The sequence below is a fragment of the Amycolatopsis sp. M39 genome (assembly GCF_001651785.1).
Taxonomy (GTDB): domain Bacteria; phylum Actinomycetota; class Actinomycetes; order Mycobacteriales; family Pseudonocardiaceae; genus Amycolatopsis; species Amycolatopsis rubida.
In genome coordinates, this window is sequence record NZ_LWSF01000001.1 from 446,230 (window position 1) to 464,891 (window position 18,662).

The 18,662-nt window shown below is 69.2% G+C and carries 17 protein-coding genes and 1 pseudogene; 10 read left to right on the forward strand and 8 right to left on the reverse strand.

Annotation, left to right across the window (positions count from 1 at the left end; translation table 11 throughout):
* Positions 1-289: 289 nt before the first annotated feature.
* Positions 290-532 carry a hypothetical protein gene (locus tag A4R44_RS02180; RefSeq protein WP_067575873.1) on the reverse strand — a complete coding sequence of 81 codons (243 nt, stop codon included), beginning with the start codon at positions 530-532 and terminating at the stop codon, positions 290-292.
* A 120-nt stretch (positions 533-652) separates the two neighbouring features.
* Here A4R44_RS02180 and A4R44_RS45205 point away from each other — a divergent pair.
* Positions 653-1,495, forward strand: a pseudogene (locus A4R44_RS45205) (IS5 family transposase); the annotation flags it as partial.
* Between the two features lie 229 nt (positions 1,496-1,724).
* On the opposite strand, the gene A4R44_RS52145 reads toward A4R44_RS45205, so the two are convergent.
* Positions 1,725-2,672, reverse strand: a complete 948-nt coding sequence (locus tag A4R44_RS52145) for a cold-shock protein (protein ID WP_067575877.1) — start codon at positions 2,670-2,672, stop codon at positions 1,725-1,727.
* A 235-nt stretch (positions 2,673-2,907) separates the two neighbouring features.
* Here A4R44_RS52145 and A4R44_RS02200 point away from each other — a divergent pair, with 235 nt between their 5' ends.
* The 4 genes from A4R44_RS02200 to A4R44_RS02215 all read left to right on the forward strand — a co-directional run bounded on the left by A4R44_RS02200 (position 2,908) and on the right by A4R44_RS02215 (position 8,208).
* Positions 2,908-4,899: a thioredoxin domain-containing protein gene (locus A4R44_RS02200; protein WP_067575879.1), complete on the forward strand. Its 1,992-nt coding sequence runs from the start codon at positions 2,908-2,910 to the stop codon at positions 4,897-4,899.
* A gap of 94 nt (positions 4,900-4,993) precedes the next feature.
* The gene (locus tag A4R44_RS02205) at positions 4,994-5,548 is read left to right on the forward strand and encodes a hypothetical protein (RefSeq protein WP_067575881.1); all 555 of its coding nucleotides are present in this window, start codon (positions 4,994-4,996) and stop codon (positions 5,546-5,548) included.
* A gap of 58 nt (positions 5,549-5,606) precedes the next feature.
* On the forward strand, positions 5,607-7,502 hold the full coding sequence (locus A4R44_RS02210) for an acyl-CoA dehydrogenase (RefSeq protein ID WP_067575883.1): 1,896 nt from the start codon (positions 5,607-5,609) through the stop codon (positions 7,500-7,502).
* A 19-nt stretch (positions 7,503-7,521) separates the two neighbouring features.
* On the forward strand, positions 7,522-8,208 hold the full coding sequence (locus A4R44_RS02215; protein WP_232791465.1) for a class I SAM-dependent methyltransferase: 687 nt from the start codon (positions 7,522-7,524) through the stop codon (positions 8,206-8,208).
* Positions 8,209-8,235: 27 nt separating this feature from the next.
* Here the strand turns inward: A4R44_RS02215 and A4R44_RS02220 are convergent, their stop codons facing one another.
* Positions 8,236-8,856, reverse strand: a complete 621-nt coding sequence (locus A4R44_RS02220) for a TetR/AcrR family transcriptional regulator (protein ID WP_067575885.1) — start codon at positions 8,854-8,856, stop codon at positions 8,236-8,238.
* Between the two features lie 134 nt (positions 8,857-8,990).
* Between A4R44_RS02220 and A4R44_RS02225 the strand changes: the two genes are divergently transcribed.
* Entirely contained in the window at positions 8,991-9,653 is a 663-nt protein-coding gene (locus tag A4R44_RS02225; RefSeq protein ID WP_067575887.1) for a peroxiredoxin-like family protein, read from the forward strand.
* Between the two features lie 104 nt (positions 9,654-9,757).
* Here the strand turns inward: A4R44_RS02225 and A4R44_RS02230 are convergent, their stop codons facing one another.
* Positions 9,758-10,432 (reverse strand): hemolysin III family protein, encoded by a 675-nt coding sequence (locus A4R44_RS02230; protein WP_198545137.1) that lies wholly within the window; start codon positions 10,430-10,432, stop codon positions 9,758-9,760.
* A 105-nt stretch (positions 10,433-10,537) separates the two neighbouring features.
* Between A4R44_RS02230 and A4R44_RS02235 the strand changes: the two genes are divergently transcribed.
* Positions 10,538-11,296, forward strand: a complete 759-nt coding sequence (locus tag A4R44_RS02235; protein WP_067575889.1) for an isoprenyl transferase — start codon at positions 10,538-10,540, stop codon at positions 11,294-11,296.
* Positions 11,297-11,369: 73 nt separating this feature from the next.
* Here the strand turns inward: A4R44_RS02235 and A4R44_RS02240 are convergent, their stop codons facing one another.
* Positions 11,370-11,618, reverse strand: coding sequence for a hypothetical protein (locus A4R44_RS02240; RefSeq protein WP_067576545.1), 249 nt, complete (start codon positions 11,616-11,618; stop codon positions 11,370-11,372).
* Between the two features lie 735 nt (positions 11,619-12,353).
* Between A4R44_RS02240 and A4R44_RS02245 the strand changes: the two genes are divergently transcribed.
* The gene (locus tag A4R44_RS02245) at positions 12,354-13,640 is read left to right on the forward strand and encodes a PhoH family protein (protein ID WP_093573301.1); all 1,287 of its coding nucleotides are present in this window, start codon (positions 12,354-12,356) and stop codon (positions 13,638-13,640) included.
* Between the two features lie 54 nt (positions 13,641-13,694).
* Here A4R44_RS02245 and A4R44_RS02250 read toward each other — a convergent pair whose 3' ends face one another.
* A complete protein-coding gene (locus A4R44_RS02250; protein WP_067575893.1) occupies positions 13,695-15,134 on the reverse strand; it encodes a GuaB1 family IMP dehydrogenase-related protein in 1,440 nt (479 codons plus the stop codon).
* A gap of 67 nt (positions 15,135-15,201) precedes the next feature.
* On the opposite strand from A4R44_RS02250, the gene A4R44_RS02255 reads away from it, so the two are divergent.
* Positions 15,202-15,669 (forward strand): DUF309 domain-containing protein, encoded by a 468-nt coding sequence (locus A4R44_RS02255; protein WP_067575894.1) that lies wholly within the window; start codon positions 15,202-15,204, stop codon positions 15,667-15,669.
* Positions 15,670-16,008: 339 nt separating this feature from the next.
* Here A4R44_RS02255 and A4R44_RS02260 read toward each other — a convergent pair whose 3' ends face one another.
* A complete protein-coding gene (locus A4R44_RS02260; protein WP_067575896.1) occupies positions 16,009-16,632 on the reverse strand; it encodes an MBL fold metallo-hydrolase in 624 nt (207 codons plus the stop codon).
* A gap of 94 nt (positions 16,633-16,726) precedes the next feature.
* Here A4R44_RS02260 and A4R44_RS02265 point away from each other — a divergent pair, with 94 nt between their 5' ends.
* Positions 16,727-17,947, forward strand: coding sequence for an NADH:flavin oxidoreductase/NADH oxidase family protein (locus tag A4R44_RS02265; RefSeq protein WP_067575898.1), 1,221 nt, complete (start codon positions 16,727-16,729; stop codon positions 17,945-17,947).
* On the opposite strand, the gene A4R44_RS02270 is transcribed toward A4R44_RS02265, so the two are convergent.
* Positions 17,907-18,554, reverse strand: a complete 648-nt coding sequence (locus tag A4R44_RS02270) for a Pr6Pr family membrane protein (RefSeq protein ID WP_067575900.1) — start codon at positions 18,552-18,554, stop codon at positions 17,907-17,909. The two genes, A4R44_RS02265 and A4R44_RS02270, sit on opposite strands and share 41 nt — an antisense overlap.
* Positions 18,555-18,662: the final 108 nt, after the last annotated feature.

An 18,662-nucleotide genomic window follows, 5' to 3' on the forward strand; every position in this document is an offset into this window, starting at 1 on the left:
GACGCGGAACCGGTCCGCGTACGCAGCGTGTTCGAGGACGCAGGTGATCCGCCCCTCGCGCACCAAGATGTTCGGGAGCCAGAGGTCGTCGTGCGTGAGCGCGGGGATGCTCGCGGACTCGTCGAGCTGCGCCACGGAGTCGGGAACGCGGACCGGAGGATGTCGCCTGGACCGGTCTGCTCGGCCGCCTCCCCGGGAAGCAGCGCTTCGACCTCGGCCGACCGATTCTCGCGGCACCGCCGCCTGGTTTCCGCCCAGCACGGCGCGAAATGCGGTCCGGCGCTCGCGTTTAGCCACCCAGCGCGGGCTCGTGCGGCACCAGATTCCGGTAGCGCGCCACAGGAATCCCGCACTCGGCCGCTTTCCGCGCGCTGGCGACCAGTCGCCGCAGCTGCGCGGAATCGCGATCGCGTTGCGGCACCTTCGCCAGCAGCGAGCCGTCTTCGGTTTCGGTCGCGCACTGCTTGCTCGTGTAGCCCTTGTCGAGGAAGCGAACCCACCTGACGTGGCTCTTCGGGTGCTTCCTCTTCATGGCCTGCCTGATCGTAGTCGTGTCCGCCGTCGGCATGAAGATCAACTTAGACCTGGTCTCAAAACTTAAGGGTGTGTCACTGCGTAACCTGCCGGTCCTGGTCGTCGATCGTGGGCAGTCGTGGCGAAGACGACGCAGCAGCGGCGGGTCGAAGACCGGCTCTGGGAGCTGATCGAACCCCCTGATCCCGTCCCGACCAGCGGCGCGCGGTCCGGGTGGGCGGCCCCGGATCGGTGACCGTGCCGCGCTAGAGGGGATCTTGTTCGTGCTCGACACCGGCTGCCGCTGGCGAGACCTACCCGAGCAGCTCGGATGCGGTTCCAGGCACACCGCGTGGCGGCGGTTACGTGAGTGGCAGGACGGCGGCGTGTGGGACCGGCTGCACCAGCTCGTGCTCGACGAGCTGTCCAACATCGACGAGCTCGACTGGACCAGAGGCTGCATCGACGCGGTGTCGGTGCGGTCGAAAAGGGGGGCGAGCTGACCGGCCGCAGCCCCACTGACCGGGGTAAAGCTGGCTCCAAGTACCACGTTCTGTGCGACGCGAACGGGCTACCGCTGCACATCATGTTGTCGGCGGCAAACACCCACGACAGCATGCTGTTCGAGCCGCTGCTGGACACGAACCCGACCGTGCGCGGCCACCACGGCCGGGCGGGCCGGCCACGATGCCGACCGGACAAGCTGCACGCCGACAAGGGCTACGACTACCGCCGCTGCCGCCGCTACCTGACCCGCAGCGGTATCAAGGTCCGTTTCGCCCGGCGCGGGATTGAGGGCAAGTCCCGCCTCGGCCGGGTTCGCTGGGTTGTCGAACGCACCATCTCCTGGCTGCTGCGGTTCAAGCGCCTCGGGCTGCGCTACGGCCGGACCGAATGCACCACGCTGGCGCTACTCACGCTGGCCTGCACCGTGATCAATGTCCGCTGGCTCATAAAGATCGAGCTCTGCGACCAGGTCTAACGCATCCATTCACTCGTTTGGGATACATCGGTAGCTCTGTGTCGTTGGGTGGGGTGACTGGTGAGTTTCTGAGCGCGGAGCAGGTCCTCGGGTCGGCACGGGGCCCCCGTCACCACGAGGGAGATCGATCTCCTGGAGGAGGCTGCAGCCGCGTTGCTGACGGCATCATCGACGGGGATGAACGAGCACTCTTGTCGGGAAGTGGTCAGCCATCGGTGGGGCCGCCTCTTCAGAGGCGTTCGATGCGGTCGGCCTGCGGGCCCCGGTCGCTCTGACGCACCGCGTACCGGACCCGGTCGCCCTTCTGCAGCGGCTCCGACCCCATGATCACGGACGCGTGGGCGAAGAGATCGTCGCCGCCTGCGTCCGGGGTGATGAAGCCGAAGCCGCGGTCGTCGTCGTAGCGCGCGACGACGCCCTCGCCGCCTCGTACGGGCGCGTCCCGCGCCGCCGGCCCTGCGGCCGCGGCAGGTGCCGACCGCTGCGGCGCCGTCTGGGGCTCAGCACCCCGGACCAGCTGCACGTCGCGGGCCTGCGGGCCCTTGTCTCCGCTAGCCACCTCGTAGGCGACGCGGTCGCCCTCCGCGAGCCACGTCAGCCCCTCGGCCAGGGCCCGGGCGTGAACGAAGACGTCCCCGGCGCCGGAGTCGGGGTTGATGAAGCCGAAGCCCTTGTCCTCGTCGTACCAGGCCACCGTGCCGTCGGCACCGTCCGCGATACCAGCCGCAGCGGGTGAGCCGGCCCCTGCTCCCAGCGGGATCACGTGCCCGGCCTGCGGGCCGCGCTCGCCTTCGACGATCAGGAAGGCCACCCGTTGCCCCTCGGTGACCACGCCGCCGGTCACGATGGCGGAGCTGTGCACGAAAATGTCGGCGCCGCCGCCGTCCGGCGACGCGAAGCCGTACCCCTTGCCCGGCTCGTACCAGTTGACGGTGCCGAGCAGGCCCACGGCGCTGCCGGTGGCCGCATCGGCGGTGACGCGAACGCGCAGCGCCTGGGGCCCGCGGTCGTTCTCGCCGACCTCGAACACGACGGCCTGACCCTCGCGGAGCACTTTCGCGCTGCCGTCCCCGACGATCTCGGAGGCGTGCACGAACACGTCCGGCGAGCCGTCCTCGGGCGTGAGGAAGCCGAAACCCCGTTCGGCGTCGAACCAGCGGACGGTCCCTTGCGGCATCAAAGTCTCCAGGTCGAGAGGGCGGGCACTGGCCCCCAGTCTCTCTGACAGACCTCCGGTCCGTCGGGCCGGGCCCACAGGCGGGCGGTGCGGAGCCAGGGGCGGGCCGTTGGTTCACCTAGCGACACGCCGAGTTTTGAGACCAGGTCTTAGGTGCCGCGGCGGCCGTTCTCCCACTCGGTTCAGGGCTGCCCGCCGCGAGTGTTCCCGACCGGGATGAGGCACACTCGGCACCATGTCGAACCGCCTCGCCGAAGCGACTTCTCCGTACCTCCTGCAGCACGCGGGCAATCCGGTCGATTGGTGGGAATGGGGTCCGGAAGCGCTGGCTGAGGCGCGGCGTCGCGGAGTGCCGATTCTGCTGTCTGTCGGGTACGCCGCCTGCCATTGGTGCCATGTCATGGCGCACGAATCCTTCGCGCACGAAGGCACCGCGACCCTGATGAACGCGCACTTCGTCAACATCAAGGTCGACCGCGAGGAGCGGCCGGACATCGACGCCGTCTACATGGCCGCCACACAGGCCATGACCGGCCAGGGCGGCTGGCCGATGACCTGCTTCCTCACGCCCGAGGGCGAGCCATTCCATTGCGGCACTTACTATCCGCCCGCGCCCCGTCCGGGGACTCCCTCGTTCACGCAGTTGCTGGTGGCGGTCGCGGAGGCGTGGGAGGAGCGGCCGGACGACCTGCGCGAGGGGGCGAAACAGATCGTCGGGCACCTTGCCGAGCAGAGCGGTCCGCTGAAGGAAGCCGCCGTCGACGCCGGCGCTTTGGCGGAAGCGGTGACGAAACTTGCGCAGGAGGCAGACCCGGTGCACGGCGGTTTCGGTGGTGCGCCGAAGTTTCCGCCGTCCATGGTGCTGGAGTTCCTGGTGCGCCACCACGAGCGCACGGGTTCGGCGCAGGCGCACACGCTCGCCGAGTCCGCGGCGGACGCGATGGCTCGCGGCGGTATCTACGACCAGCTGGGCGGCGGGTTCGCGCGCTACTCCGTGGACGCGGAGTGGATCGTTCCCCACTTCGAGAAAATGTTGTATGACAACGCGTTGCTGCTTCGAGTGTACGCGCATCTCGCGCGTCGCGGGTCGGCGTCGGCGCGGCGGGTGGCGGAAGGGATCGTCCGGTTTCTCGCGCGCGATCTTCTTACGCCGCAAGGAGGTTTCGCGGCATCGCTCGATGCGGACACCGAAGGCGTCGAGGGGCTGACGTACGTATGGACTCCCGCGCAGCTCAACGACGTGCTCGGCGAGGACGGCCCGTGGGCGGCTGAGCTGTTCGAGGTCACCGAAGAGGGCACTTTCGAAGAAGGCGCATCGACCCTCCAGCTGCGGACAGATCCGGATGATTTCGACCGCTTCGAGCGCGTCCGGCAGGCATTGCTCGAAGCGCGGGCGGAGCGTCCGCAACCAGGACGGGACGACAAGGTAGTCGCGGCCTGGAACGGTCTCGCGATTTCCGCGCTGGCCGAAGCGGGCGTCGCATTGGAACGTCCACAGTGGATCGAACTCGCTCGCGGCGCGGCGTCTCTGCTGCTGGACCTGCACGTCGTGGACGGACGACTCCGCCGCAGCTCGCGGGACGGCGCGGTCGGGGCGCCGGTCGGCGTGCTGGAGGACTACGCCTGCTTCGCCGACGGTCTTCTCGCCCTTCATCAAGCCACTGGCGAACCGCGCTGGCTCACCGAAGCGACCCGCCTTCTGGACGTCGCCCTGGCGCATTTCGCGTCCGACTCCGCGCCCGGCGCGTATCACGACACCGCCGACGACGCCGAGATCCTGGTGCAGCGTCCGTCCGATCCGACGGACAACGCGAGCCCGTCCGGTGCTTCGGCACTGGCTGGCGCACTGCTCACCGCGTCCGCGCTGGCCGGGTCTGACCAGGCGGCGCGCTACCGCGACGCTGCTGAACTCGCGCTGCGTCGCGTCGGTCTGCTCGCCGCGCGCGTGCCGCGGTTCGCTGGACACTGGCTGTCCGTGGCGGAGGCGGCGCAGTCCGGGCCGGTGCAGGTCGCGGTCGTCGGCGCGGACCGGGCGGAGCTGGTGACCGCCGCTGCGCAGCACATCCACGGCGGCGGCATCGTGCTCGGCGGCGAGCCGGACGCGTCCGGCGTCCCGCTGCTGGCCGATCGGCCGCTGGTCGGCGGCGAGGCGGCGGCGTACGTCTGCCGCGGCTACGTCTGTGCACGCCCGGTGACCGCGGCGGACCAGCTCATCGCTCAGCTCTGACGAATTCCGCCCCTGGTGAACGCGCCCCCGATCCCGCCGGAATCAGCGTAGCGTCAGTAGTGACGTAATCATGTAATCAAGGATGGTGGTCGTCATGGGGCGAGGGTGGAAAGGCCGGGGCTGGCAGCAGGCCGAGGCACCGTCGGCGGACGACGCGGCGGCGTGGTTCGGCGGACGGCTCCCGGACGGCTGGTTCACCGGCGATCCGGAACTCACCGTGGACCGCGAAGAGATCCTGATCGTCGGCGAGCTGCCCGCGCTGACCGGCGAATACGCCGACGACGCGGCCCGCGCGGCCGCGGCGGACGGGCGGATCAGCAGGTTCCGCGAGGAAACCCGCGACGAGCGGATCGAGATCGCGCGACAGGCTGAGCACCGCTACCAGCGCAAGGTGGCCTGGGGCGCGAAGCTGGGCAGTACGACGGCGCACTTCACGACGCTGTCGGTGCCGGTGATGACCCGGCTGCGGCAGCCCGAACGGCTGGTCCTCGACACGCTCGTGGACGCGGGTGTCGCGCGGTCGCGGTCCGAGGCGCTGGCGTGGGCGGTGCGGCTGGTCGGCGAGCACGCGGACACCTGGCTGACCGAACTGCGCGAGGCGATGACCAAGGTCGACGACCTGCGGTCGAAGGGACCCGACCTGGGCTGAGCTGCGGGACTTCCTCCGCTGCGGCAGGCTGGTGGCAACCTGCTGTATCGGAGGAACCGTGGACGTCCCTGCTGTGCCCGAGAAAGTGGACCCGGACGCGTTGAGCGCAGTCCTCGATGGACGCTGGGCCGGATTGAAGCGCGACGTGCGCGCGCAGATGAGCACGGAGAAGTTCCGGGACACGATCGGTCTCGACGTCGAGGCGCACCGCGTCCAGGTGCTGGAGCAGTTGCGGAAACTCGCCGAGACAGACCGTCCCGCGCTCGGCTTCGACGCCGCGTACGGCGGACTGAGCGACGTCGGCGGGTCGGTGCTGTCGTTCGAAATGCTCGGCTACGGCGATCTGTCGTTGATGGTCAAGGCCGGGGTCCAATGGGGCCTGTTCGGCGGTGCGGTGCAGCTGCTCGGCACCGCGGCGCACCACGAGAAGTACTTGCGGCGCATCATGGATTTGGACCTGCTCGGCTGCTTCGCGATGACCGAGCACGGCCACGGTTCCGATGTTCAGCACCTGCATACCACCGCCACCTACGACCCGGCCGCGCGCGAATTCGTCGTGCACAGCCCGGATCCTGGTGCTACCAAGGAATACATCGGCAACGCCGCCCGCGACGGACAACTCGCGGTGGTCTTCGCACAGCTGATCACCGGCGGCGAATCCCGTGGCGTGCATGCTTTTCTGGTGCCCATCCGCGAGGAATCGGGCGCTCCGGCACCCGGCGTCACTATCGCGGACTGCGGGGTGAAGGCCGGTCTGAACGGCGTCGATAACGGACGGTTGACCTTCGATCAGGTCCGCGTGCCAAGGGAAGCGCTGCTGAACCGCTTCGGCGACGTAGCCGAGGACGGCACCTACACGAGCCCGATCGAGAGCGACGGCCGCCGGTTCTTCACGATGCTGGGCACGCTCATCCGCGGCCGCGTGAGCGTCGGCGGCAGTGCTGGCTGCGCCACCCAGCGAGCCCTGGCGCTGGCAGTTCGCTATGGCGACCAGCGGCGGCAGTTCCAGCGCCCGGAGGGTGACGAGGTGGTCATCCTCGATTACCTGGGACATCAACGGAAACTGCTGCCAGCACTGGCGAAGACTTACGCCCTGCATTTCGCGCAGGAGGAGCTGGTCGCCGCCCTGCACGACATCGCCTCCGACGCACCGGAAGAAGAACAGCGCGAACTGGAATCCCGCGCCGCGGGCCTGAAAGCCGCGAACACCTGGCACGCGACCGCGACCATCCAAACAGCCCGCGAAGCCTGCGGCGGCAGCGGATACCTCGCGGAGAACCTGCTGGCTGGTTTGAAGGCCGACACCGACGTCTTCACCACCTTCGAGGGCGACAACACCGTGCTGCTGCAGTTGGTCGCGAAGGGCTTGCTGACGCAGTACAAGGAACACTTCGAGGATCTCAGCCCCCTGGCGACTGCGCGATTCGTCGCCGAACAGCTCGTGGACACCGTCAAGGAACGCTCGGCCGCGTGGAAGGTCTTGGAGCGCCTGACCGAGTCTGACGACGCTTCGGTGCTCTTCGACCGTGAGTGGCAACAGCGTCTCTTCGAGGATCGTGAAGAGCATGTGCTGAGCGGTGTGGCCAACCGTCTCCGCAGCGCTGCTTCGGACCCCTTCGGTGTCTTCAACTCCGTACAGGACCATGTACTGCTCGCTGGCCGCGTACACGTGGACCGGTTGGTCCTCGACGCCTTCGCCCGCGCTTTGGACACCTGCAGCGACCCGGCCGCGAAGGCGCTTTTGGAGCGGGTCTGCGACCTGTACGCACTGTCGACGATTGAAGCGGACCGCGCGTGGTTCCTTGAGCACGGCCGGATCTCAGCAAGCCGCTCCAAGGCGGTGACTGCGGCGGTTAACGCACTGTGCGGGGTCCTGCGGCCGCATGCACGGACGTTGGTGGATGGGTTCGCGGTTCCGGAGCAGTTCCTGGACGCGCCGATGCTGAACGGCTGAAATCGGTACGCTTGACGAGGTGTCGAAAATCTTCGGAGACCATGCCGAGCGATACACGAGTTTTGCCGAAAGCAGCGGGCCGAACGCGCACTACGAACGTCCGGCGACGCTGCGTCTTGCGGGCGAGGTGGCTGGAAAACAGGTCCTGGAACTGGGCTCCGCGGGCGGCGGCCTGACCGAGCAGCTGGCCGCCGCCGGTGCCGAGGTTTTGGGCCTGGATCACGACCCTCGCCTGGTCGAGATCGCGAGGAAACGGCTGGGCGCTCGCGCCAGGTTCGAGATCGCGGACCTGAACGAACCGCTGAGCATGGTGCCGAGCGCCTCGGCGGACCTGGTGGTGGCGTCGCTGGTCCTGCACTACGTGGCGGACTGGGGGCCGCTCCTCGCTGAACTGCGTCGCTGCCTGAAACCGGGCGGTGCGCTGGTGTTCTCCATCCATCACCCGATCACCGGCTGGCTCCGCTCCGACCGTGCGGACTACCACCGCGTCGAGCTGATCAGCGAGGACTGGGACTGGGACGGCGTGACGGTGACCGGGCGGATGTACCGCCGTCCGGTGTCGGCGGTCTTCACGTCGCTGCTGGAAGCCGGATTCGCGATCGAGGCGGTGGAAGAACCGCAGCCGGCCCCGGGGGTGGAGGATCCGGAACTGGACAGGATCTTGCGGACGACACCAGTGTTTCTGTACGTGCGTGCGGTTCGCTAGCGGGAGCGGTGAACGCCACCCTGCCGGTCAGGGAGCGACAGCGTGGAACGCGATGCGTTCGATCATCGCGTCCAGCCCGGCTTCCAGCGCCTCGGTGCTGCGCTGGGCCTGCGCGAGGATCAGGCCGCCCTGCAGTGCGGCCATCGTCGCCAACGACAGGCGGTGCGGGTCTGCGTCGTCGCGCAGCACACCCCGGTCGAGCATGTCTTGCAGACCGTCGCGGATCGCATCGGTCCACAGTGTGAAGCCCTCCGCCAATGCAGTGCGCGCGGCGGGGTCGTGTTCGGCGAGTTCGCTGGTCAAGCTCCCGAGCGGGCAACCGCCGCGGCAGTCGAGGTCGTGTTCGATCTGCACGATCGCGTCTCGCCAGTCCCGTAGCGCCTCGAAGCTGTCCAAGCGGGAGAGAAGCGCTCGCTGTCCGGTGAGGATGCGGGCTGTCTGGAACTCGATCACCGCGCGGGTCAGGGCGCTTTTGTCCGCGAAGTAGTGGTAGATCTGCGACGAGCTGACCCCGGCCGCGTCGCGGACGTCGGGAGTGCTGGTGCCCGCGACGCCGCGCTCGAACATCAACTGCGCGGCGGCGGCGACGATCCGCTCACGCGTGACGAGCCCACGGGTCGTCCGTCTGGTCGTGCTGGTCTCGCTCACTCCTGCAGGATACGGACGTTCGGCCAAACTGGATTTGACTATCCAGTTTTATGGCGGTACTACTGGATAGAGAAATCCAGTTTGGGGCTCGGCCCCGTGTCCGCGAAGTGTCTCCCACGCCCGAAAGGCTTGACGTGACCACCATCAACAGCACCATTGCCGAGCGTTTGTCCGCCCTGCGTCAGGGCCTCGCAGGTCAGCTTCCGGCCGAGGCCTGGGCTGCTTTTGGCGGCGAGCAGGCGGATCTGGACGCCGCCGGCTCGCCCGAGGGCGTGCTCGCCGAGGGCGCGGCGATGCCCGACGGAGAGCTGCTCGACGTTCACGGCGACCCGGCGACGCTCGAATCCGCCCGGCATGGCAAGCCCGCCGTGGTCGTGACCTATCGAGGCGCGTGGTGCCCGTACTGCAACGTGGCGCTGCGCACCTACCAGGAGCAGCTTGTGCCCGTGCTGGCGGAACGGGGCATCGGACTGATCGCGATCAGTCCGCAGAAGCCGGACGGCTCGCTGTCCATGGCGGAGAAGAACGAGCTGACCTTCACCGTGCTGTCCGATCCCGGCAACCAGATCACCGCCGCTCTCGGCGTGCTCACCGCTCCCGCTGAAGCCGCCCGCGCCGCGCAGGCGGCTCTCGGTGTGGACCTCACCGAGGCGAACGCCGACGGCAGCCACGGCGTACCGATGCCGACGGTCGTCCTGGTCGACGCCGAGGGCACGATCCGGTGGATCGACGTGCACCCCAACTACACCACCCGCACCGAGGTCCACGAGATCGCGACAGCGCTCGATCTGCTCTGAGCGGCACGGCCTCTGTCCGGGCCCGGTCGACTCTTCGGAAACGACTCAGGCCGCCTCCAGGCAGCGTGACGGCCTGGAGACGGCCTGAGAAAGGCAAAGGCCGGTCAGGAGTACATGGCCAGCCAGATCGCGATGTAATGGGACACCGCGGCCAACACCGTGCAGGCGTGGAAGAACTCGTGGTATCCGAACGTCTCCGGCCAGTGGTTAGGCCACTTCACCGCGTAAAAAATCGCCCCAACGGTATAAAACAGACCGCCCACGCAAAGCAGCACCAACGCCGCAACCCCGGCATGGCTCAGCAACTCCGGCAGGACGAACACCGCGACCCACCCGAGCGCGATGTAGATCGGCACGCCCAGCCAGCGTGGTGCGTGCGGCCACAGCATCTTCATCGCCACGCCGAGGACCGCGCCGCCCCAGACGATGCCGAGGACGATGTATCCGGTCGGCTTCGACATGGCCAGCAGGGTGAACGGCGTGTATGTGCCGGCGATGAACAGGAAGATCATCGAATGGTCGGCGCGCTTCATCCACTTGTACGCGCGCGGGCTCCACAGCCTGCGGTGATACAGCGCGCTCACGCCGAAGACGCCCAGCACGGTGAGGCCGTACACGGACGTTGCCAGCGCGGCTACTGGGGAGACTGTCGACGCGGCGAGGATGATCAGCGTGGTGGCCGCGGCGACGGCGCCGAAGAACGACCAGAAGTGGATGTGGCCGCGCAGCCGGGGGCGAGTGTCCTCGGGGACGGATGGGGGCTCGATCGTCACGCTCACCGAGCCAAGGCTACGGGACCGTAGGTTTTTCGCCAGCCCCCGTGGCGCGTCACACCCTTACTCCGGGGGTGCGTACGCTCGGGCGACGTGAGCCTCCGGTCCTTCATGTCCGACGTTGTCTACAGCATCTACAGCCGCCGTCTGATCCAGCAGTCGGCAGGCCGTCATCCGCGGCATATCGCGATCATGCTCGACGGCAATCGCCGCTGGGCTCGCGAGGCCGGGTTCGCCGACGTGGCCGACGGGCACCGCGCCGGGGCCAAGAAAATCGCCGACTTCCTGAGCTGGTGCCAGGAAGCCGAGGTCGAGGTCGTGACGATGTGGCTGCTGTCCACCGACAACCTCAACCGCGATCCGGACGAGCTCACCCCGCTGCTGAAAATCATCACCGACGTCACCGACGAGCTCGCCGGAGCCGCGGCGCCGTGGCGGCTGCGCATCGTCGGCGCGCTCGACCTGCTGCCGCTTGAGGTGGCGCAGAAGCTCACCGCCGCCGCGGCGCGGACCGAGAACCACTCGGGCATGGAGGTGAACATCGCGGTCGGCTACGGCGGGCGGCAGGAGATCGCCGACGCCGTCCGTAAGCTTCTCCTGCAGCACGCCGACGAGGGCACTTCGATTCGCGAACTCGCGAAAATCCTCGATGTCGACCACATCTCGGAACATCTGTACACCTCCGGCCAGCCGGATCCGGAGCTGATTATCCGAACGTCCGGTGAACAGCGGCTTTCCGGATTTCTGCTCTGGCAGTCCGCGCATTCGGAATTCTGGTTCACCGAGGCTTACTGGCCGGCATTCCGGCGCGTCGATTTTCTCCGCGCGATGCGCGACTACGCCTGGCGGCATCGCCGGTTCGGAGTCTGAGCGGCGATGCCGCCCGGCCGCGAACGCCGCGAAGGCCCCGGAGCCGGGCTCCGGGGCCTTCGCGCAAGACGGCTCAGCCGTGGTGGTGCTCCATCGAGTGGGCCACCAGCGCCGGGGTCAGCGCGACACCGGTGTAGGCGCCGGCGACCAGCGAAGCGGCACCGTAGCCCAGCGCGCCGCCGCCCTCGATGAAGGTGGCGTAGGCGTCGCCGAACGTCGGGTCCGGAGCGCCCTGGGTGGCGGCCGGGGAGGCGAACGCCGTCCCGCCGATCATCATCAGGCCCGCGGCCGCACCGGCGACAATTCCAGCCTTCTTCAGCACTTCGCACACTCCTAGGTAGAGATACTGGGATTCGGGGCACCGGAGTGTTCCGGTGGTGTGTCCCGCAGTAAGGAAATTACCCCCGAATGGCCTCTAGCGAATGGTGTGTACGCCCATTGTGTGAGCGCTGGAAGGGCCAGTTCACTCGGTACGGTTCAGTGTCCAGGACGCGAAATGCATTCCGGTCTGCCCCGTGGTACAAGGCCCTTTACCGGGGAATTGCCTGCACTCGGTGATTAATTTTCCATGATCATCCATCCGTGCGACCCCCTGATCGCCGGGCCCGGTCACGCTGAGTGAGCGCTGTGGACACTCTGTTTCGGGCGACCGACGGTGGGATGACGAATCGGCGAATCACCTGTGTGGCTGCCTGCACGACGGGGCGGACGTAGGTACCTTCCGGAATAGAGAGCTCGCGTTCCGTGCGGGTTCTCGCGGGAGGCCCTGGTCGTGGCGTTGATCGAGGGGGCGGCTCAGCCGCCCACGAGATGCACGAGGGGGCCGGCACCCGGCCCTCGTGGCCGTGCCGCCTGACGCAGCCAGCGTCAGGGAGTGCGGACCCAGCCAGGGAGGTGCCCGGCCCAGCGAGTGCGGGCGTGGGGTGCACACGCCCTCGAGGGAGATGCCGTCGTGACTGCGCAGCGTTCACCCCGCAAGGCCTCAGGCCGTTCTTCGACCGGTGCTCAAGCGCCGGAGAAAGCCTCGATCTCGCCCGAATCCCCACGCATCACTTATGTGCTCGACACGTCGGTGCTGCTCTCCGACCCGTGGGCGGTCACCCGGTTCGCCGAACACGCGGTGGTGCTCCCGCTGGTCGTCATCAGCGAACTGGAGGCCAAGCGCCACCACTCCGAACTGGGCTGGTTCGCCAGGGAATCCCTCCGGCTGCTGGACGACCTCCGGCTCAAGCACGGCAGGCTCGACGCCCCGATCCCGATCGGCGACCAGGGCGGCACCCTCCAGGTGGAGCTGAACCACACCGACCCGTCCGTCCTCCCGGTGGGCTTCCGCACCGACTCGAACGACCACCGCATCCTCGCGTGCGCGCTCAACCTCGCGACGGAGCAGCCGGCGGTCACCCTGGTGACGAAGGACATCCCGCTGCGGGTCAAAGCGGGTGCGGTCGGGCTCACCGCGGACGAGTACCGGGCACAGGAGGTCACGCCGTCGGGCTGGACGGGCATGGCGGACGTGGACGCGCCGCAGGAACTGATCGACGCGCTCTTCTCGGGCGGTTCGGCGGATCCGGCGGAGTTCGGTCTCGGCGAGGTGGGCGAACTGCCGTGCCACACCGGGCTGCGGCTGCTCGCGGGCAGCTCCAGCGCGCTCGGCCGGGTCACGGCGGACAAGCGGGTGCGGCTGGTGCGCGGCGACCGCGAGGCGTTCGGCCTGCACGGCCGCTCGGCTGAGCAGCGCGTGGCGCTCGACCTGCTGCTGGACTCCGACGTCGGCATCGTTTCGCTCGGCGGGCGCGCGGGCACCGGCAAGTCGGCGCTGGCGCTGTGCGCGGGCCTGGAAGCGGTGATGGAACGCCAGCAGCATCGCAAGGTCGTGGTGTTCCGCCCGGTCTACGCGGTCGGCGGCCAGGATCTCGGCTATCTGCCCGGGTCCGAGAGCGAGAAAATGCAGCCGTGGGCGCAGGCGGTGTTCGACACGCTCGGCGCGCTGGTCAGCCAGGACGTGCTGGACGAGGTCTTCGACCGCGGCATGCTCGAAGTGCTGCCGCTGACCCACATCCGGGGCCGCTCGCTGCACGACACGTTCGTGATCGTGGACGAGGCGCAGTCGCTGGAGCGCAACGTGCTGCTGACCGTGCTTTCACGGCTCGGCTCGGCGTCGCGGGTGGTGCTCACGCACGACGTCGCCCAGCGGGACAACCTGCGCGTCGGCAGGCACGACGGCGTCTCGGCGGTGATCGAGAAGCTGAAGGGGCACCCGCTGTTCGCGCACGTGACCCTGACCCGTTCGGAGCGCTCGCCGATCGCGGCGCTGGTGACGGAGATGTTGGAGGACCACGGCTGAGCTGGGCGTGAGTGGCAATCACGGGGAGAACCGTGATTGCCACTCACGAGGCCCCTACCAGCCAGACGGCAGCGGACGCCCCTCGGCGAACCCAGCCGCCGACTGCACGCCCAGCACCGCGCGCTCGTGGAACTCCTCAAGCGTGCGCGCGCCCGCGTACGTGCAGGACGAGCGGACGCCCGAGCAGATCGAGTCGATCAGGTCTTCAACGCCAGGCCGGGCCGGGTCCAGCGCCATCCGTGACGTGGAGATGCCCTCCTCGAACAGCGCCTTGCGCGCGCGGTCGAAGACGTTGTCCGTGCGCGTGCGGGCTCCGACGGCGCGCTTCGACGCCATCCCGAACGACTCCTTGTACGGCCGGCCCTGCTCGTCGTAACGCAGGTCGCCGGGGGATTCGTGGGTGCCGGCGAACCACGAGCCGACCATGGCCGCCGACGCGCCCGCGGCCAGCGCCAGCGCGACGTCGCGCGGGTGCCGGACACCGCCGTCCGCCCACACGTGTTTGCCCAGTTCACGGGCGGCAGCGGCACATTCCGCGACCGCGGAGAACTGCGGGCGGCCGACGCCGGTCATCATCCGCGTCGTGCACATCGCGCCGGGGCCGACGCCGACCTTGATGACGTCCGCGCCCGCGTGGATGAGGTCGCGGGTGCCTTCGGCGGTCACGACGTTGCCCGCCACGACCGGCACCTTCGGCGACACCGAACGAACCGCCTTGAGCGCGGCGATCATCTTTTCCTGGTGCCCGTGCGCGGTGTCGACGACCAGCGTGTCGACGCCCGCGGCCAGCACCGCTTCGGCTTTCGCCGCGACGTCGCCGTTCACGCCGACCGCGGCGGCGACGCGCAGTTTCCCGTCAGCGTCGGCGGCCGGGGTGTAGATATCCGAACGCAGCGCGCCTACCGCGGTGAGGACACCGGCGAGGCGACCCTCGGTGTCGAGACCGAGAGCGAGCCGTCCGCCGTGGCTGTGCAGGAGTTCGAAGACCTCGCGCGGCGGCGTGTCCAGCGGCACAGCGACGACGGCGGGCTCGGCGACGTCGGCCAGCCGCGCGAAGCGGTCGACGCCGGCGCAGGCGGCCTCGTCCACGACACCGACCGGCTTGCCGTCACCGTCGACGATGACGACCGCGCCGTGCGCTCGTTTGTGCACGAGGTTGAGGGCGTCGGCCACCGCGTCGCCGCCGGTGAGGACCAGCGGCGTGTCCCAGACGGCGTGGCGGGACTTCACCCAGGAGACGATTTCGGTCACCGCGGCCGTGTCGACGTCCTGCGGGAGCACGACGAGCCCGCCGCGGCGGGCGACGGTCTCGGCCATCCGGCGCCCGGCGACGGCCGTCATGTTGGCCACCACCAAGGGGATCGTCGCGCCAGTGCCGTCCACCGTGGACAAGTCGACGCCGAAGCGGGATTCCACGTCCGAACGGTTCGGCAGCAGGAACACGTCGTCGTAGGTCAGGTCGTGAGCGGGCACGTGCCCATCCAGAAAGCGCACGAGTCACCAGGCTACGTGGCTTGCGCACGAGACGCTAACCCGGCGTGGCACGTGGGACAATGGCCAGGTGGACAGCCGTGATCGCGACGACCAGGGGCGGGCCCGCAACGCCCGCCCTCGTGATGGTCTGGGCCGCCCGTTGCCGTACGGCTCCGACGGCGTGCCGCGCCAGCCCGAAGGCGTGCAGCGGACCCCGGAGGAGACTCTCGCCGAGGCGCAGGACCTGCTGGACGCCGGCCGCCCGTTCCACGCCCACGAGGTCTTCGAGGACGCGTGGAAGGCGACGGACGGGCCGGAGCGCGAGCTGTGGCGCGGCCTGGCCCAGTTGGCGGTGGGGCTGACCCACGCGTTGCGGGGGAACGGGAGCGGGGCGGTCGCGCTGCTGGAGCGCGGTGCGGAGAACATCGCGCCGTTCCGGGAGGAGCCGCCGCACGGAGTGGACGTGGCCGGGTTGCAGCGGTGGGCGCAATCGCTTGCGGCGGAGGCCCGGGAGCGGGTTCGGGTGGTTCCGGAGGTTCCTCGGCTGGCCCCGTAGCAAGGTGCGGCCTGTTTCGGCTGACCGGGCCGAGTTGTGCCTGCGCCGATGGGCTGGCCGCTTGGTTCGGCGGGGTGGCTCACGGTGGCGGCCGGTCGAGGCCGGGCGATCGCGTGGTGCGGTTTGAGCTGCGACCGTGAGGGGAGCCGAACCAGTGCGCGGGGCCGCGCGCCGGGCGGTTGCGGCGGTGTCACGCGCGGATCCGGCGCGTGTCGGTGTGGGCAGGCGAGCGTCGAACGGGCTGTTCAGGCTATGCGCAAACGCTTCCGGCAGTTGGTTGCGGAACTCGCCGGGCGGGCCGGCAGCCAGGTCGGCCCGCCCGGCGAGATCCAGGGGCGGTCAGGCGGCGGGCCAGTCGGCCGACGCGGCTTTTTCCTTGCCGATGGTCGTCGCTTCGCCGTGGCCGGTGCGGACGATCGTCGCGTCGGGGAGGGGGAAGAGGCGGTCGCGGATGGACTTCACGATGGTCGGGTAGTCGGAGTACGAGCGGCCGGTCGCGCCGGGGCCGCCGTGGAACAGGGTGTCTCCGGTGAAGAGGACTTCCAGGTCGGGGCTGTGCAGGCAGATCGCGCCGGGGGCGTGGCCTGGCGTGTGCAGCACGGTGAGGTCGGTGCCCGCGACGGTGATGACCTGTCCGTCGGCCAGGTCGCCGTCGGGGGCGCGGTCCGGGTGGGTCAGGTCCCAGACGACGCGGTCGGCCGGGTGCAGCAGGATCGGGGCGCCGGTGCGGTCGGCCAGCGCGGGGGCGGCGTTGACGTGGTCGTTGTGCGCGTGGGTGCAGACAATCGCGCGGACCGTGCGGTCTCCGACTACGTCCGCGATGGCGTCCGCGTCGTGCGCGGCGTCGATCACGATCACCTCGGAGCCGTCGCCGACTATCCAGACGTTGTTGTCCACGTCCCAGCTGCCGCCGTCGAGCTCGAACACGCCCGACGTGACCAGGTTCTGCACTATGGCCGTCATGCCGCAGACCCTAGTGGCCCGCGAGGCATACCGCCGGTACCTACTTTCGAGTATACTTACTCGCGGTAAGTTAGCCGCGACGACGGGACTGCTCATGACCGACCCCCGGGATCTGCTCGCCGAACCGCTCAAGCTGCACTGCGGGGCCGTGTTGCCGCATCGGCTCGCGAAGTCGGCGCTCAGCGAGCAACTCGGCGACCGTCGGAACGCGCCTTCCGCCGAGCTCGCGCAGCTGTACCGGACCTGGGCACGCGGGGGTGCGGGCCTGCTGGTGACCGGCAACGTGATGGTCGATCCCACCGCGCTCGGCGAACCGCGCAACGTCGCGGTGCCGACTGTGCCTGACCCGGCGGCGTACCGGTCGTGGGGGCAGGCCGTGGACGGCACGGACGCGCAGCTGTGGGTGCAGCTCAACCATCCCGGCAGGCAGAGTCCTCGGTATTTGTCTCGCCAGCCGGTCGCGCCGTCGGCGGTGCCGTTCGGCGATCGAGGGGTGCGGACGGCGTTCGCCGCGCCGCGGGCGTTGACCGGGGACGAGATCGAAGCGGTGGTGGCGAGGTTCGCGTTGTCGGCGCGGACGTTCGTCGACGCCGGGTTCGCCGGGGTCCAGATTCACGGCGCGCACGGGTACCTGATTTCGCAGTTCCTGTCGCCGTTGGTGAACCGTCGCGACGACGAGTGGGGGCGCGACCGCAGCCGGTTCCTGCTTGAGGTGGTGCGCGCGGTTCGGGCCGCGGTGGGGGATCGCGTGCCGGTTTCGGTGAAGCTCAACAGTGCTGACTTCCAGCGCGGCGGCTTCGCCGAGGACGAGTCGTTGCGGGTGGTCCGCGCACTGGGCGAGACCGGGATCGATCTGCTGGAGATTTCCGGCGGCACGTACGAGCGGGCCGTGATGATGGGGTCCGGCCGGGCGAGCACGCAGCGGCGGGAAGCGTATTTCCTGGACTACGCGGCGAAAGCCCGCCAGATCAGCGACGTCGCGTTGATGGTCACCGGCGGGTTCGCCACAGCGGCCGGGATGGCGCAGGCGCTGGAATCCGGTGCGCTGGACGTGATCGGGATCGGCCGTCCGTTCACTGTGGACCCCGCGTTGCCGGGACGACTGCTCGCGGGCGAGGACGTGCGAGCCGAACGGCGTTGCCCGCACACGGGAATCCGGCTCGCCGACAGCCTGCTCGAGATCCAGTGGCACACCCAGCAGATGCACCGCGTCGCCGCGGGCAAACCGGTGGACCTGAAGCGCGGCGCGTGGCGGGCGCTCGCCAAGGCCGGGCTCAGCGATCCGCTGAACGCGTTTCGGCGGGTGCGCGCGTGAGCCGCCGGTCGGCGACCCGGGCACCGCTGGCGAGCGCGATGAAGAAGACGCCAATGAGCAGGCAGTTCAGCGCGACCTGTCCGTAGCCGAGGTCGTCGGCGTTGACGAACGGATACGGGTAGTAGCCGTCGATCGCACCGCGGACGAGCGTGAAAACCAGCCACACCAAGGGGTAGCCGAGCGACCACCAGACGGTGCGCCATTCCAGCACCCGCGGAGCGAAGATCAGCCAGCCGAGCACGCACAGCACCGGGGTGACGCGGTGCAGCAGGATGTCCGCGGCGAGGCTGAGCCCGTGCAGCTCGTACAGCCCGGCGAGCGCGACCTGGTAGACGACGCCGGTGACCACGATCCCGACCAGTGCGTCGAGCCACAGCACACGCATCAGCGGCGAGGAGCCGCGTCCGCGAGCGAAGGCCGCGCTGGTGACGAGGACGAGGACGTTCGAGATGATCGTGAAATAGGTGAACAGATTCGCCACTCGTCCGCCGAAGCTGACGTACCGTCCCTGCGGCGGCACCAGCGCGACGATCTGGATCACGAGCGCGGCCAGCACAACGACCGCGGTCACCCCGAACCACAGCCGGGCCAACGCTTTCGAGGACATGCCGCTGACAGTACGGCTCCGGGATGGTCCGCCCGGCCCGACACGACCATGCTCGATCGAGCCGGGCCGGGTGAACTTGCCCGGATGCCCGCTCGCGGCGCGGGGGCT

Excerpts from the sequence above, each read along its gene's own strand:
- A4R44_RS02180 (WP_067575873.1), bottom strand. The coding sequence starts at position 532 with ATGAAGAGGAAGCACCCGAAGAGCCACGTCAGGTGGGTTCGCTTCCTC.
- A4R44_RS52145 (WP_067575877.1), bottom strand. The coding sequence starts at position 2,672 with ATGCCGCAAGGGACCGTCCGCTGGTTCGACGCCGAACGGGGTTTCGGC.
- A4R44_RS02200 (WP_067575879.1), top strand. The coding sequence starts at position 2,908 with ATGTCGAACCGCCTCGCCGAAGCGACTTCTCCGTACCTCCTGCAGCAC.
- A4R44_RS02205 (WP_067575881.1), top strand. The coding sequence starts at position 4,994 with ATGGGGCGAGGGTGGAAAGGCCGGGGCTGGCAGCAGGCCGAGGCACCG.
- A4R44_RS02235 (WP_067575889.1), top strand. The coding sequence starts at position 10,538 with ATGTCCGACGTTGTCTACAGCATCTACAGCCGCCGTCTGATCCAGCAG.
- A4R44_RS02260 (WP_067575896.1), bottom strand. The coding sequence starts at position 16,632 with ATGACGGCCATAGTGCAGAACCTGGTCACGTCGGGCGTGTTCGAGCTC.
- A4R44_RS02265 (WP_067575898.1), top strand. The coding sequence starts at position 16,727 with ATGACCGACCCCCGGGATCTGCTCGCCGAACCGCTCAAGCTGCACTGC.
- A4R44_RS02270 (WP_067575900.1), bottom strand. The coding sequence starts at position 18,554 with ATGTCCTCGAAAGCGTTGGCCCGGCTGTGGTTCGGGGTGACCGCGGTC.